The sequence below is a fragment of the Mesorhizobium sp. WSM4822 genome, from assembly GCF_055811155.1.
Genome location: NZ_JBVVQM010000005.1, coordinates 126,274 through 140,622, shown reverse-complemented (window position 1 = coordinate 140,622; position 14,349 = coordinate 126,274). Strand labels below are relative to the sequence as shown.

General features: G+C 65.5%; 11 protein-coding genes. 7 read left to right on the top strand and 4 right to left on the bottom strand.

Going from position 1 to position 14,349, the window contains the following annotated elements; translation table 11 throughout:
• Positions 1–9 precede the first annotated feature (9 nt).
• Positions 10–1,563 (top strand): trimethylamine methyltransferase family protein, encoded by a 1,554-nt coding sequence (locus AC0L3E_RS13785; protein ID WP_473604967.1) that lies wholly within the window; start codon positions 10–12, stop codon positions 1,561–1,563.
• Between the two features lie 141 nt (positions 1,564–1,704).
• Here the strand turns inward: AC0L3E_RS13785 and AC0L3E_RS13780 are convergent, their stop codons facing one another.
• The gene (locus AC0L3E_RS13780; RefSeq protein WP_127270067.1) at positions 1,705–2,730 is read right to left on the bottom strand and encodes a LacI family DNA-binding transcriptional regulator; all 1,026 of its coding nucleotides are present in this window, start codon (positions 2,728–2,730) and stop codon (positions 1,705–1,707) included.
• A 197-nt stretch (positions 2,731–2,927) separates the two neighbouring features.
• On the opposite strand from AC0L3E_RS13780, the gene AC0L3E_RS13775 reads away from it, so the two are divergent.
• The 5 genes from AC0L3E_RS13775 to AC0L3E_RS13755 all read left to right on the top strand — a co-directional run bounded on the left by AC0L3E_RS13775 (position 2,928) and on the right by AC0L3E_RS13755 (position 7,912).
• Positions 2,928–3,959, top strand: coding sequence for a Gfo/Idh/MocA family protein (locus AC0L3E_RS13775; RefSeq protein ID WP_128309802.1), 1,032 nt, complete (start codon positions 2,928–2,930; stop codon positions 3,957–3,959).
• On the top strand, positions 3,956–4,864 hold the full coding sequence (locus tag AC0L3E_RS13770; RefSeq protein WP_128309803.1) for a sugar phosphate isomerase/epimerase family protein: 909 nt from the start codon (positions 3,956–3,958) through the stop codon (positions 4,862–4,864). The genes AC0L3E_RS13775 and AC0L3E_RS13770 overlap by 4 nt, the downstream gene beginning before the upstream one ends.
• A 102-nt stretch (positions 4,865–4,966) precedes the next feature.
• Positions 4,967–5,980, top strand: a complete 1,014-nt coding sequence (locus AC0L3E_RS13765; protein WP_127269007.1) for a substrate-binding domain-containing protein — start codon at positions 4,967–4,969, stop codon at positions 5,978–5,980.
• 88 nt (positions 5,981–6,068) lie between these two features.
• On the top strand, positions 6,069–6,866 hold the full coding sequence (locus tag AC0L3E_RS13760) for an ATP-binding cassette domain-containing protein (protein WP_013530993.1): 798 nt from the start codon (positions 6,069–6,071) through the stop codon (positions 6,864–6,866).
• Positions 6,863–7,912, top strand: coding sequence for an ABC transporter permease (locus tag AC0L3E_RS13755; protein WP_473604965.1), 1,050 nt, complete (start codon positions 6,863–6,865; stop codon positions 7,910–7,912). The genes AC0L3E_RS13760 and AC0L3E_RS13755 overlap by 4 nt, the downstream gene beginning before the upstream one ends.
• A gap of 270 nt (positions 7,913–8,182) precedes the next feature.
• On the opposite strand, the gene AC0L3E_RS13750 is transcribed toward AC0L3E_RS13755, so the two are convergent.
• Entirely contained in the window at positions 8,183–10,882 is a 2,700-nt protein-coding gene (locus AC0L3E_RS13750) for an ATP-dependent helicase (RefSeq protein WP_473604964.1), read from the bottom strand.
• Between the two features lie 251 nt (positions 10,883–11,133).
• Between AC0L3E_RS13750 and AC0L3E_RS13745 the strand changes: the two genes are divergently transcribed.
• Positions 11,134–13,449 carry a glucose/quinate/shikimate family membrane-bound PQQ-dependent dehydrogenase gene (locus tag AC0L3E_RS13745; protein ID WP_473604963.1) on the top strand — a complete coding sequence of 772 codons (2,316 nt, stop codon included), beginning with the start codon at positions 11,134–11,136 and terminating at the stop codon, positions 13,447–13,449.
• A 138-nt stretch (positions 13,450–13,587) separates the two neighbouring features.
• On the opposite strand, the gene AC0L3E_RS13740 is transcribed toward AC0L3E_RS13745, so the two are convergent.
• Together AC0L3E_RS13740 and AC0L3E_RS13735 are read right to left on the bottom strand one after the other, a co-directional pair.
• Entirely contained in the window at positions 13,588–14,022 is a 435-nt protein-coding gene (locus AC0L3E_RS13740) for a hypothetical protein (protein WP_352761651.1), read from the bottom strand.
• A gap of 8 nt (positions 14,023–14,030) precedes the next feature.
• Positions 14,031–14,186: a hypothetical protein gene (locus AC0L3E_RS13735; RefSeq protein WP_473604962.1), complete on the bottom strand. Its 156-nt coding sequence runs from the start codon at positions 14,184–14,186 to the stop codon at positions 14,031–14,033.
• Positions 14,187–14,349 lie beyond the last annotated feature (163 nt).

The following is a 14,349-nucleotide window of genomic DNA, read 5'->3' as shown; positions in this document are numbered from 1 at the left end:
GGATTTCCGATGGTCGATGACGCGGCACGGGACGGCAGGCGCGAACGCCGGCGTGGACGCACGGGCGAGGCCGGCAGCGAAAGCAGCCGCCGTCCCAACTACCATTCGCTGAAGAACCCGTTCCTGCCGCAGCCGATCTTTTCGGACGATCAAGTGGCCGCGATTCACGACACGGCGCTGCGGGTGCTGGAAGAGCTCGGCATCAAGGTGCTGCTGCCGCAGGCGCGTGAGCACTTCGCCAGCGCCGGCGCGCTGGTCGATCCGGACACCGACATGGTGCGCATCGGCCGCGACATGGTGACGGCGGCACTCGCCTCGGCGCCGAGATCGATCCACGCTCACGCCGGTTCGCGCGCCCGCGATCTGACGCTGGAGCTCGGCTCGATGACCTTCCTCGCCGGATGCGGGGCGCCGAACGTCACGGATCTCGAGCGCGGCCGGCGGCCGGGAACACTGGCGGATTTCGAGGATCTCATGCGGCTGGTGCAGCATTTCGACGTGCTGCATATGCTCGGACCCTGCATCGAACCGCAGGATGTCGACAACCGCTTTCGCCACTATGCCGTCAACCGCGCGCAGCTGACGCTGTCGGACAAGCTCCCGTTCGTCTTCGCGCGCGGCACCCCGCAAGTCGAGGACGGGTTCGAGATGATTCGTCTGGCGCGCGGCCTGTCGCAGGACGAGTTTCTGGCAAATGCATATTGCTACACCGTCATCAACACCAACTCGCCGCGCCAGCTCGACATCCCGATGGCGCAAGGCATCATCGATTTCGCCCGCGCGGGCCAAATCTCCGTGATCACGCCGTTCTGCCTGGCGGGCGCCATGGCGCCGATCACGGTCGCCGGCGCGCTGACGCTGCAGCATGCCGAAGCGCTGGCCGGGCTGACGCTGGCGCAGATCGTGCGGCCCGGCGCACCGGTCGTCTACGGCTCGTTCTCTTCCAATGTCGACATGAAATCCGGCGCGCCAGCCTTCGGTACGCCCGAGCATGTCAAGGCGACGCTGGGCGCCGGTCAGCTGGCGCGCTTCACCGGACTGCCGTGGCGTTCCGGCGGCGGCAGTGCGGCCAACATCTCAGACGCGCAGGCCGCGCACGAGACGCAGTTCGCGCTGTGGGGCTCGGTGCTGGCCGGAGCGACGATGTGCATCCATGCCGCCGGCTGGCTGGAGGGCGGCCTCAGTGTCTCCTTCGAGAAGCTGATCACCGACATCGAGGCGCTGCAGACGGTGGCTGAACTTTGTGCCGCGACGCCCGGCGACACCGATACGATCGGCTTCGAGGCGATCGCCGAGGTGCAGCCGGGCGGCCACTTCTTCTCGGCCGGTCACACCATGGCGCGCTACCGCACCGCCTTCTACGAACCGCTGGTGGCCGACTGGTCGAATTTCGGCAACTGGACGCAAAGCGGCTCGAAGACAGCGAGCGAGCGCGCCACCGGTGTCTGGAGGCGGGTGCTTGCCGATTTCGCGCCGCCGGCAACGGCTGCCGCCACATCAGGCGTGCTGGATGAGTTTATCGCACGGCGCACGGCAGAGGGCGGAGCGGCGCCAGTGTCTTAAGGCCGGCTCTCGCTGATCGCCCTGGTTGTGGCGCGATCCGGAACCTGCAGCGCCTCCCGCGCATTCAAGGTTGCGGCCGGTGCACTGCGGCACCGGTGTGCTGTTTGAGGGGAGACGACATCGGCGGCCCTGCTGCCACCATCAATCGCTGTCGCGCGCCACCAGTTCCAGCGGCCAGACTTCGCGGATGATCCGCGGCCCCTCCGGGCCGGCGAAGGCGGGAAGCGACGCCAGCAGCATTTCAGCAAGCCGTTGTCCCATTGGCTCCAGCGCCGGGCGGAAGGCGGTCAACGCCGGGGAAAAATAGCGGCAGAGCGGCGTGTCGACGATGACGGTTACCGCCATGTCCTGGCCCGGCCTGATGCCCATCTCGGCCAGCGACTTGCAGCCGCCCAGCGCCATTGCATCATTGTTGAAGATGATGGCGGTCGGCGGGGCCTTGGAGCGCATGACCTGGGGCGTCACCTTGTAGCCGCCGGCCTCGTTGATGAAGCCGGACGCGATCAGCTCCGGGTCGACCTCGATGCCGTGCCGCCGCAAGGCCTTGCGGTAGCCGGCGAGGAACAGATAGCCGAAATTGAGGTCGAGCGACGGGCGGATAGCGGCGATACGGCGGTGACCGCGCGCCACAAGGCGGTCGACGGCGTCGGCGCCGGCCTTCTCGAAATCGAGGTCGAGGGAAGGATAGGACTTGGCCCCGGAGCGACTGCGGCCGAGCGTGGCGAACGGAAAGCCGGCTTGCGTGAGATAGTCGATGCGCTCGTCCTCGCGCCGCGTCCAGGCCAGCAGCACGGCATCGGCGCGGCGCGTCTCGACGACACGGCGCAGGCGCTCCTGCTGGTAGTCGCCCGGCGCGCCCATGACCACGGTCAGGTCGAGCCCGCTTTCGGCAAGCCTGGCCTGCAGCCCGATCAGAAACGGAATGAAGAACGGCTCGCCATATTGCTGGTCGCCGGGATGCGGCTGCAGCATGAAGGCGATCGAACGGGTGGCGCCTTGCCTCAGGCTGCGGCCGGACTGGTTCGGCGAATAGTTCAGCGTCCTGGCCGCCTCGAGCACGCGCTGGCGCGTGTCGGCATTGACGTCGGCGCGGCCGTTCAGCGCCCGCGACACCGTGCCGATCGATATGTTCAAGTGACGGGCAAGGTCGTGAATGCTGGACGCCAAGAGACTGTTCTCCCCCTTGCTTGGCTAGCACCGGTAGCCGCTCAGGCCAAGGCGGTAAGACGAATTTCGCCAAGGGCCGATTGACATTCTACGCCTTCGGGTGTGTTCTCGTAAACGTTTACGGAAAAACGTTTACGGTCCTGCCGTGGATGCCGTGACGATCGGTCTGGAGGGACCGAGCGGAGGAGGAGCGCTGGATGATCGATGTCGTCCTGGTCGGCTGCGGAGCGATGAGCAAGGCCTGGCTCGATGCCATCAGGCAGATCCACGGGCTCACCCTTATCGGCCTCGTGGATCTCGATGCCGACAGGGCACGGGCGAGGGCGCGCGAATACGACCTCACCAATGCCGTCATCGGCAGCAATCTCGACGCCGTGCTCGACCAGACCAAACCGCAAGCGGTGTTCGACGTGGTGGTTCCAGCCGCCCGGCGCGAAGTCGCTTTTTCCGCTTTTGCCCACAATTGCCATCTGCTGACGGAAAAGCCGCTCGCCGACAGTCCGGAAAATGCGCGCGCCATCGTCGAGGCCGCTCGCCGCGCCGGGCGCATTCACGCCGTCGTGCAGAACCGCCGCTATGTCGCCAATGTCAGGCGCATCCGCAGGTTCCTGGATTCCGGCGCCATTGGTACGCCGACCAGCATCCACGCCGACTTCTTCGTCGCGCCGCATTTCGGCGGCTTTCGCGAGGAGATGGCGCATGTGCTGTTGCTCGACATGGCGATCCACACATTCGACGCCGCCCGCTATATGGTCGCCGGCGAGCCGGCCGGCGTCTATTGCCAGGAATGGGAGCCGGCCAATTCCTGGTACCGGCAGGGATCGTCGGCCAGCGCCGTCTTCGATCTCGGCCGCGGCAAGGTCTTCACCTATGCCGGGAGCTGGTGCGCCGCCGGCTTCCGCACCAGTTGGGAAAGTACATGGCGCATCGTCGCCGAGCGCGGCAGCCTGCTCTGGGACGGCAATGACGAGCTGAGGGCAGAAGCAGTGATGCCGGGCCGCGACGGAATGTTCGACAAAACCCAGCCGATCGCGGTGCCGCCGCTCGATGCGTCCGATCGCGTCGGCGGCCATCTCGGCATTCTCCAGGATTTCGTGCACGCCATCGAGACCGGCACCGAGCCGGAAACGCGCGGCGCCGACAACATCAAGAGCCTGGCCATGGTTTTCGGCGCCATCGAAAGCGCCGAGACCGGCCGCCGCGTGACAATCGCAGAGGACACACAATGACGCCGAACCCGCTTCTCGACATCCGGATCGGCACCATGGTGCGGGCCAATCTCGACGACCCGGCGGCTTACGTCAAACAGATCCTGCCGCACGGCTTCGAGAGCATCCAGCCCTTCTTCTGGCAAACGCTTGGCGGCAAGGACCTGCCGCTTCTCGCCGGCCAGATCCGCGAGGCGATCGGCGATGCCGACGTCACCGTGTCCTCGCTCGGCGTTTTCGGCAATCCGCTGGAAGACGGCGAGGTCGATCGCGGCGTGCTCGCGGCCTGGGAAACGGTCATCGACAATGCGCATCTGTTCGGCACCTCGATGGTCAGCGGCTTCACCGGCCGCCTGCGCGGCAAGAAGCTGACCGACAGCCTGCCGCGCTTCAGGGAGGTCTGGGGGGCGTTAGCCAGGCGTGCCGCCGACAGGGGGGTGCGCATCGCCTTCGAAAACTGCGCCATGGACGGCAACTGGGCCGCCGGTGACTGGAACATCGCCCACAATCCGGACGCCTGGGAGCTGATGTTCAACGAAGTGCCCGATGACAATCTCGGGCTGGAATGGGAGCCCTGCCATCAACTCGTCTACCTGATCGATCCGATACCCCAGATCCGCAAATGGGCGCCCCGTATCTTCCATGTCCACGGCAAGGACGCGACGGTGCGCTGGGATGTCATCCGCGAGCATGGCGTGTTCGGCCGGCTGCCCTTCGTGCAGATGCGCACGCCCGGTTTCGGCGACAGCGACTGGACGCGGGTGATCAGCGAATTGCGGCTGGCCGGCTACAAGGGGGCCATCGATATCGAAGGCTGGCACGACCCGGTCTATCGCGGCGACCTCGAGATCACCGGCCAGGTGCGGGCGCTTGAATATCTCAAGCAATGCCGGGGAGGGGCCAGCTACCTGCCGAACCCGATGTGAGGATCGGCCGGCGGGAGGAGCCGGCCGGGATGTCTGCAACGCACATTGCCGAAGCGAATGTCGAACCCCTCGCTTGCGAGGACAAAAAGGGAGGATAAGTGCATGAGCATGACGATGAGAAGGACAGTTCTGCGCTCGACCGTCGTGGCCGCCGCCACGATGCTTGCCGCTGCGATCTCCACCTTGCCCGCGCGGGCGCTCGACGCCAAATGGTGCAAGGACGTCCACATCCGCTTCTTCGTCGGTGGCGCCGAGGGCGACGCTTTCGGCACCATCGTCTACAATGGTGCCAAGCAGGCAGAGGCCGATCTCGGGCCGAAGGTCGACTACATCTTCTCCCAGTGGGACATCGAAAAGATGGTGCAGCAACTGCGTGAGGCCGTCGCGGTCAAGCCCAACGGCATCGCCATGATGGGCCACCCGGGCGACGCGTCGATCATGCCGCTGGCCGAACAGGCACACAAGGACGGCATCAAGATGATGTACCAGAACGTGCCGGTGCCGAAGGTGGTGGAAGCGTTCGGCGGCGGCTATGTCGGCGCCCAGCAGGAGCAGCAGGGCCGCGCGCTCGGCGCCGAGGCGTTCAAGCTGGGCAAGCTGAAGGCCGGCGACAAGGCGATCATGATCGGTCCGTTCGAAAACGAAAGCCGCGGCGCGCGCGAGCGCGGGACGGTGGCCGCGCTCAAGGACGCTGGCGTCGAGGTCATCCAGTTGTCCTCTCCGCCGAGCGGCGAATGGGCGTCCGATCCCAATCTGGCCATTCCGGTGATTACCGCGGCGCTGCTCAACAATCCCGACGTCAAGGCGGTCGGCTATCCCGGCGGGCAGATGCTCGGCAATGTATCGACCTACATGCAGGCGGCCGGACGCAAGGCGGGCGAGATATTCAATTTCGGCTTCGACACCAGCCCGCAGATCGTCGAGGGCTTCAAGGGCGGCTGGGTGCAATTGACCGCCGACCAGCAGCCGTTCCTGCAGGGCTATCTGCCGATCCTCAGCCTCTGCCAGCAGGTTGTTCTGGGGCTGGCGCCGATGAATGTCGACACCGGCGCCGGTTTCGTCACGCCCGAAAATTACGAGATCGTCGCTGAGCTCGCCAAGCAGGCGCTGCGCTGACCTCCCAAGCCGCCGGCCGGGATCTCAGGCCCCGGCCGGCGGGACCGCTGGCGACAAAGCCGGCAACAGACAATCAAGCGAGGATCCGATGGCAGAACGCCTCATCGAACTGCGCGACATCAGCAAGTCCTATGGCCAGGTCTATGCGCTGGGCGGGGTCAATCTCAGCGTCGACCGCGGCGAGGTCGTCGGCCTGCTCGGCGACAATGGCGCCGGCAAGTCGACGCTGATCAAGATCCTGTCCGGCGTGGTCAAGCCGACCAGCGGCGAAATCCTCGTGCGCGGCAAGCCGGTGACCGGGTGGAGTGCGGCGCGTTCGCGCGAGGCCGGCATCGAGACGGTGTTCCAGGACCGGGCGCTGGCCGTGCAGCAGACCATCGTTCGCAACATCTTCATGGGCCGCGAGCTGACCGGCTTCATGGGCTTTCTCAGGGTCAACAAGGAGATCGAGGAAGCGAGCCGGCTGATGCGCGAGATCGGCTTCACCTCGAAAGTGTTCACGCCGCAGTCGATCGTCGGCCAGCTTTCGGGCGGCGAACGCCAGGGCGTGGCGATCGCCCGCGCCATCTACAAGCAGGCCGAGCTGATCGTCCTCGACGAGCCGACGACGGCGCTGTCGCTGACCGAAACCGCCAAGGTGTTCCATTTCGTGCGCCAGGTGCGGGCGAGCGGCCGCTCGATCCTGTTCATCGGCCACAACATCCATCATGTCTTCGACATCGCCGATCGCTTCGTCGTGCTGGATCGCGGCAAGGTCGCACTGACGACCGACCGCAGCGAGGTCAAGTCGGCCGAAGATCTCATCAACTTCATGGAAGAGGTCGCGCATCCCGGCGGATTGGCCGGACTGCACGATGCCGGCGACGCGGAGCAGAGAGCACGATGAGCAAGACCATGGAGCCAGATCTGCACGAGCCGTCCTCCGGCATTGCCCGCCCCAGTGCCCAGAAAGAGTGGAAACACCCTTCCGATCACTGGATGCGCGGCTTCATCCTCGACAACCGTGCCGCGCTCGGCACGCTCGCCGTGTTCATCGTCATGATGACGGTGTTCATGATCGCCAACCCGACCGTCTTCACCACCTGGTATCTCTACCGCTCGGTGCTGACGACGCTCCCCGTTGCGCTGTTCGTGGTGGTGCCGCTGGTCTTCGTCGTCACCTGCGGTGAGATCGACCTGTCGTTTCCGGCGACGATGGGTTTTGCCTCATGGGTTTTCGCGCTGGTCGTGCAGGCCGGCTACGATCCGTTCCTCGGCATCGCCGCCGCACTCGTCACCGGCATGCTGCTCGGCTTCCTGGTCGGGTCGCTGGTGGTCTATGGCGGGCTGTCGTCGCTGATCGCCACGCTCGGCATGAATTTCCTGCTGCGCGGCCTGATCCAGATCATCAACGAAGGCAAGTCGATGGCGCTGACCAGCCTCAGCGACAGCTGGGCCTATACGATCTTCTCCAGCCAGCTCCTGGGCATTCCGGTGCAGATCTTCTGGGCCATCGGCTTCGTCGTGCTGTCGGCGATGCTCTACAACCGCCACCGCTTCGGCGCGCAGGTGAGGGTGGTCGGTGACAATCCCGACAGCGCCCAGCAGATGGGCATCGACGTCAAGCGCGTGCGGGTGAAAGTGTTCGTCTTCGTCGGCATCGGGGCTGCGCTCGCCGGCACCTTCTCGGTGATGATCAACTTCACCTGGTGGCCGACCGCCGGCGACGGCTACCTCCTGCCGGTGCTGGCCTCGGTGTTCGTCGGCGGCACGCCGACCTGGGGCGGCATCGGCACGGTCGTCGGCGGCGCCATCGGTGCGGTCACCGTGTCCTTCATCCAGACCGGCGTCGTGGCGGCGGGATTGAGCGGCTTCTACGTGCAGTTCTTCAACGGCCTGATCATCATCCTGTCGCTGCTGGGGCATAAATGGAACCAGGCAAGGTACAGGTGAGGGTTTCGTTGGCGGATCGCATGCCTTGACGATTGGCGGAGACGCTCATCGTTTTCGTCATCCACGGGCGAAGCAAGGAGCGTAGCGACGCAGCGCAGACCCGAGGATCCATGCCGCGACTTCAACGCGTCACTACGGTGGAGAATTCTGCTCAGCTGCACTCCACGGCCAAGGTCACGGCATGGATCCTCGGGTCTCCGCGACGTCGCTTCGCTCCTGCTCCGCCCGTGGATGACGAAGGTGGGAGCTGTCCGCGGGAAAACGCCATCTTCACACCGCCGCCACAAACCCGTCCAGCACGCGTTTCTGGCCGGCCTTGTCGAAGTCGATGGTCAGCTTGTTGCCCTCGATGGCCGAAATGTTGCCGTTGCCGAATTTCTGGTGGAAGACGCGGTCGCCGACGCTGAAGGGGGAGGGCTTGTCGGCGACGGATTTGGCGACCAGTTCGCCGTCGATGGTGCGGCCCTTGACCGAGGTGCGGCCGGCGCCGTAGCCGCTGTCCGTCTCGCCATAGCCGATGCGCTCGACCTGGTGGCCGGAGCGCGAGCCCCAGTTGCGGTCGGTCGCCTCGGTGCGGTTGGCCTGCGCGCGCTGCCAGCCCGGTGTCGCATAGGTGTTGGAGAAGGCGCCGGATTTTTCGGCGTCGGCGCCGACAGTGTCGAAGCGCGAGGCGCCATAGGGGTTCTGCCGTCCTGCGCCCTGGCCGCCACGGCCGGAGGCAAAAGAACCGCCACCGTAGGAATTGCCATAACCGCCATAGCTGTTGCCGCTTTCGGCGACTTCGACATGGGCTTCCGGCAGTTCGTCGAGGAAGCGTGACGGGATGGTCGACTGCCACAGGCCGTGGATGCGGCGGTTGGAGACGAACCAAAGATGCAGGTTCTTCTTGGCACGAGTCAGGCCGACATAGGCAAGGCGGCGCTCTTCCTCCAGCCCGGAGCGGCCGCCTTCATCCAGCGCACGCTGGTGCGGGAACAGGCCTTCCTCCCAGCCGGGCAGGAAGACGGTCTCGAATTCGAGGCCCTTGGCCGAATGCAGCGTCATGATCGAGACGGCGTCGAGCCCGGCATTCTGCTCGGCATCCATGACCAGTGCGACATGTTCGAGGAAGGAGCGCAGCGATTCGTACTCTTCCATCGAGCGGATCAGCTCTTTCAGGTTTTCCAACCGGCCGGGCGCTTCGACCGAGCGGTCGTTTTTCCACATGTCGGTGTAACCGCTCTCTTCGAGAATGGACTCGGCGAGTTCGGTGTGCGGCGTGGTTTCCAGCGCCTTTTGCCAGCGCTCGAAATTGGCCGCCACTTCACGAAGTGCGGCGCGCGGCTTCGGCTTCAACTCGTCGCTTTCGGCCAGCTTGGCGGCGGCCTCCAGCATCGGGATGCGCAGCGCACGCGCGGTGTCGTGGATCTGGCGGATGGTGGCTTCGCCCAGGCCGCGCTTGGGCACATTGACGATGCGCTCGAAAGCGAGGTCGTCGGCGCCTTGGGCGACGACGCGGAAGAAGGCCAGCGCATCGCGGATTTCCATGCGCTCGTAGAAGCGCGGGCCGCCGATGACGCGGTAGTTGAGGCCGAGCGTGACGAAGCGATCCTCGAACTCCCGCATCTGGAAGGAGGCGCGGACCAGGATCGCCATGTCGTTGAGATTGTGCTTTTGCCGCTGGTAGGTCTCGATGGTCTCGCCGACGGCGCGGGCTTCCTCCTCGGAATCCCAGGCGGCATGGACATGCACCTTGCCGTCCTCGGGATCGTTGCGGTCCGTGAACAGCGTCTTGCCGAAGCGGCCCTCATTGTGGGCGATGAGGTGGGAGGCGGCGCCAAGGATGTGCGCGGTCGAGCGGTAGTTGCGCTCCAGCCGGATGATGGTGGCGCCGGGAAAATCCTTGTCGAAGCGCAGGATGTTGTCGATTTCGGCGCCGCGCCAGCCATAGATCGACTGATCGTCGTCGCCGACGCAGCAGATGTTTACGGTGGCGCGGGTGTCAGTCGAAGAGCGCCCGATCTCCCCCCTAGAGGGGGAGATGTCGCCGGAGGCGACAGAGGGGGGCGCTGTCCCTCCAGCCTGTCGGCGCGAGGCGCCCCCCTCTGTCCTGCCGGACATCTCCCCCTCAAGGGGGGAGATCGGCTTGCCTTGAGGCCGCTGCGCCAGGAGGCGCAGCCACATGTACTGGGCGGTGTTGGTGTCCTGGTACTCGTCGACGAGGATGTATTTGAAGCGCTTGTGGTATTCCTTGAGCACGTCCGGATTGGCGCGGAAGATGCGGATCGGGTGGCACAGCAGGTCGCCGAAATCGCAGGCGTTCAGCGTCTTCAGCCGCTCCTGATAGGCCTTGTAGAGTTCGCGGCCCTTGCCGTTGGCGAAGGCGCGGGCGTCGCCCTCGGCGATGTCGGACGGGCCTTGCCCCTTGTTCTTCCAGCCGTCGATCATCTGGGCGAACTGCTTGGCCGGCCAGCGCTTGTCGTCCAGACCTTCGGCCTGGATCAGCTGCTTGATCAGCCGCACGACGTCGTCGGTGTCGAGGATGGTGAAGTCGGAGCGCAAACCGGCGAGTTCGGCATGTCTGCGAAGCAGCTTCACGCCAATCGAGTGGAAGGTGCCGAGCCATGGCATGCCCTCGACATTGCCTTCGCCGATCAGCACGCCAATGCGGATCTTCATCTCGCGCGCGGCTTTGTTGGTGAAGGTCACCGCGAGGATCTGCGACGGGAACGCCTTGCCGGTGGCGAGGATGTGAGCGATGCGGGTGGTGAGCACGCGGGTCTTGCCGGTGCCGGCTCCGGCCAGCACCAGAACCGGGCCTTCGGTGGTTTCCACCGCTAGCCGCTGCTCCGGGTTGAGGCCCTTCAGGTAGTCGGGTGCGTTGTTGTGTCCGCTGCGGGCAGCCATGGCGCGCGCGGCGATGCCCGACGGGGCCGGGGGCCGCGCGTTGGGTTCGTCGAAAAAGGGCATGTCTTCGGAAAAGCCGGACATCGCCCCGAATGTAGTGATTCGGTGGGGAAAGACCAGAACTGTCTACGTTTTGTTCCGCTAAAGTGCCCGATTGCTGCCCACGCTCCCAGTGCGGTCGATGTTATCCCAATTGCGATGGACCATTACCGCCTGCGCTTGAGGCCCATGCTTGACAGGCGGGACCGTCGGGAGAAAGTTGTGCTTCGGGCAGCGACGCAATGCCGGGTTGCCATGGCAGCGCCGCGAAGCGCAACAGTCGAAGGAGTATCATCTTGGCTGTCACCATCACCTCCCTCATTCTTTTCCTCATCGGCCTGGCACTCGGCGGCGGCGGCATCCGCCTGGCGATGCTGGGCGGCAGCTGGTACTATGTCGTTGCCGGCCTTGCCTTCCTGATCGCCGCCTGGCTGCTTTACCGGCGCAGGTCGACTGCTTTGTGGCTCTACGCGGTGATCGTGCTCGGCACGTTGGCCTGGGCGGTCTGGGAAACCGGCTTCGACTGGTGGGAACTCGGGCCTCGCGGCGGCATCATCGTGCTTCTCGCTTTTTGGCTGCTGACGCCGTGGGCGAGGCGGGGTCTCGTCGGCCCTGACGGGCGCGCGCCGCTGATCCTTGCCGTGCTGGCATCATTGGCCGTCGCCGGTTATTCGATGACTTCGGATCCGAAGGATATTGCCGGCGAACTCGGCACCGACAAGGTGGTCGCCAACGCCAATCTCGGCAATGATGTGCCGGCCGGCGAATGGCACTATTACGGCCGCACGCAGTTCGGCCAGCGCTATTCGCCGCTCGACCAGATCACACCGGACAATGTCGCCAAGCTGCAGCCTGCCTGGACCTACCAGACCGGCGATGTGAAGGGTCCCGACGATGTCGGCGAGACCACCTATCAGGTGACGCCGCTGAAGATCGGCGACACACTCTACATCTGCACGCCGCATAATTTCGCCATCGCCATCGATGCCGCGAGCGGAAAGGAGAAATGGCGCTTCGATCCCAAGGTCAAGCTCGACAAGGACCGCCAGCACCAGACCTGCCGCGGCGTGGCCTATTACGCCGATGCCGCCGGCGCCGCCGGGCAGCCCTGTGCGACCCGCGTCTATCTGCCGACCTCGGATGCGCGGCTGATCGCGCTCGATGCCGCCAACGGGCAGATCTGCCCGGCTTTCGCCGAGGGCGGCACGCTGAACCTTCTGACCAACATGCCCTATCCGAAGTCGGGCTATTATTACTCGACCTCGGCCCCGCTGATCTCAGGCGGCAAGATCATCGTCGGCGGCGCGGTCAACGACAATTATTCGACGCAGGAGCCATCCGGCGTCATCCGCGCCTACGACGCTGCCACCGGCGCGCTGGTGTGGAACTGGGATTCCGGCAATCCGGACCAGACAACGCCGCTGCCGGCCGGCCAGACCTATACCGCCAACTCGCCCAACATGTGGTCGACGCCGAGCGCCGACGAGAAACTCGGCCTGCTCTACGTGCCGCTCGGCAACCAGACGCCGGACCAGCTCGGCGCCGGGCGCAGCGCCAATGTCGAGAAGTTCTCGTCGTCGATCACCGCGCTCGACCTCAACACCGGGCAGGTGCGATGGGTGCGGCAGACCGTGCACCACGATCTCTGGGACATGGACGTGCCGGCGCAGCCGAGCCTGATCGACATCACCAAACCCGACGGCACGGTGGTGCCGGCGCTGGTCGGGCCGACCAAGCAGGGCGACCTCTATGTGCTCGACCGCCGCACCGGCGAGCCGGTCATTGTGGTCAACGAAGTGCCGGCGCCCGGCGGCGCGATCGAAGGTGACCACACATCGCCAACGCAGCCGGTCTCCGACCTTACCTTCATGCCGAAGCCGCTCACCGGCGCCGACATGTGGGGCCTAACCATGTTCGACCAGTTGGCCTGCCGGATCGAATTCCAGGGCCTGCGCTATGAGGGTCGCTATACGCCGCCTTCCGTCCAGGGCTCGCTGATCTATCCCGGCAATTTCGGCACCTTCAACTGGGGTGGCGTCGCCGTTGACCCGGTCCGGCAGGTGCTGTTCGGCATGCCGACCTATCTGGCGTTCAAGTCGGAGCTCATTCCGCGCGATCAGGTGCCGCCACCGGACGAGGGGCGCGGCAGCGAGCAGGGGCTGAACCGCAACGAGGGCGCGCCCTATGCGGTGGTGATGGGACCGTTCCTGTCGCCGCTCGGCATTCCTTGCCAGGCGCCGCCCTGGGGCTATGTCGCCGGCGCCGATCTCAGGACCGGCAAGATCGCCTACATGCACCGCAACGGCACCGTCTACGATATGACGCCGCTGCCGCTGCCGCTGAAGGTCGGGGTGCCGGGCATTGGCGGGCCGATGATCACCGCTGGCGGCGTCGCCTTCCTGGGGGCGGCGGTCGACGACTATCTGCGCGCCTACGACCTGACATCGGGCAAGCAGCTGTGGCAGGCGCGGCTGCCGGCCGGCGGGCAATCGACGCCGATGACCTATACGGTGGCCGACGGCCGCCAGTTCGTGGTCATCGTCGCCGGCGGCCACGGTTCGGTCGGCACCAAGCCCGGGGACTATGTGATCGCCTACGCGCTGCCGAAGTAGGGGCGCAGGGGGGCGCGATCTCTCAGAGGTCGCGCCGCCCATCATCTGTGCCGGTATCTTTTCCCCGCATAGTGACGGGGAAAAGTGCCCGACTGGGCGATGAGGGGCGGCAAATCTTCCGATCGGCCCGATTGTCGATCAGCCAATCCCCAGATGGCCCTTCAGGCTGGGCACCGAGCCGAGCACCTTGTTGGTCAGGTCGGGGCCGGCGGCGGCTTCGGCCTGCTGGATCAGCGTCGCGCCGGCCTTCTGGATCTGCGCCATGTCGAGCCCGGATGCCTTGAGCGCGGCGACGCCGTTGATCAGCGCGCCGGCCTTCTCGCCGAGAACGCCGCCAAGCGCGCCCTGCAACGACGACAGAAAACCGCCACCGCCGGCCGGAGCGGCAGCCATGACGTCATATTGATGGGCGAGGTCGTCGGCGCCGGGGATCCTGGCGAAGAACGCCGAGGCGCTGGTGCCTTCCGCCTCGTGTTCGAGCACCGAGAAGATGGTGCCGACGACTTTCTCCGTCGTCGCCTGGTCGAGGCCCGCCTTCTGCGAAACGGTGTTGACGATGTCCTGGACGTTCATGGCGTCACTCAGCCCTGGGTTTTCGTGTTGCGGTTCCGCTCAGTGCGGACCCTGATCAACGATCGTCTGCCCACGTTCAGAACCATCGAGCACAGGGCCAAAGCGGCGGTCGCCGCAAGGACGAGCGCGCTGGCGAGGATCGGGGAAGGCATGGTCATGGTCATCGCTTCCTTCTGGGTCTGACGTGTGGGCACACGGCCAAGATACTGGTCGGTAGCCACCTTCCCTCACGATTGTGGCAGCGCCAGCAGGATTTATCGCCAATGACCAAAAAGTGATGACATGGCCGCGCATGGCGCCGGCTTTACTGCTCGGGCGCGGCCGGCG

Bases quoted from the DNA above. Each gene is read 5' to 3' on its own strand.
- AC0L3E_RS13785 (WP_473604967.1), top strand. From the start codon at position 10: ATGGTCGATGACGCGGCACGGGACGGCAGGCGCGAACGCCGGCGTGGA.
- AC0L3E_RS13775 (WP_128309802.1), top strand. From the start codon at position 2,928: ATGATCGATGTCGTCCTGGTCGGCTGCGGAGCGATGAGCAAGGCCTGG.
- AC0L3E_RS13770 (WP_128309803.1), top strand. From the start codon at position 3,956: ATGACGCCGAACCCGCTTCTCGACATCCGGATCGGCACCATGGTGCGG.
- AC0L3E_RS13765 (WP_127269007.1), top strand. From the start codon at position 4,967: ATGAGCATGACGATGAGAAGGACAGTTCTGCGCTCGACCGTCGTGGCC.
- AC0L3E_RS13760 (WP_013530993.1), top strand. From the start codon at position 6,069: ATGGCAGAACGCCTCATCGAACTGCGCGACATCAGCAAGTCCTATGGC.
- AC0L3E_RS13755 (WP_473604965.1), top strand. From the start codon at position 6,863: ATGAGCAAGACCATGGAGCCAGATCTGCACGAGCCGTCCTCCGGCATT.
- AC0L3E_RS13750 (WP_473604964.1), bottom strand. From the start codon at position 10,882: ATGTCCGGCTTTTCCGAAGACATGCCCTTTTTCGACGAACCCAACGCG.
- AC0L3E_RS13740 (WP_352761651.1), bottom strand. From the start codon at position 14,022: ATGAACGTCCAGGACATCGTCAACACCGTTTCGCAGAAGGCGGGCCTC.
- AC0L3E_RS13735 (WP_473604962.1), bottom strand. From the start codon at position 14,186: ATGACCATGACCATGCCTTCCCCGATCCTCGCCAGCGCGCTCGTCCTT.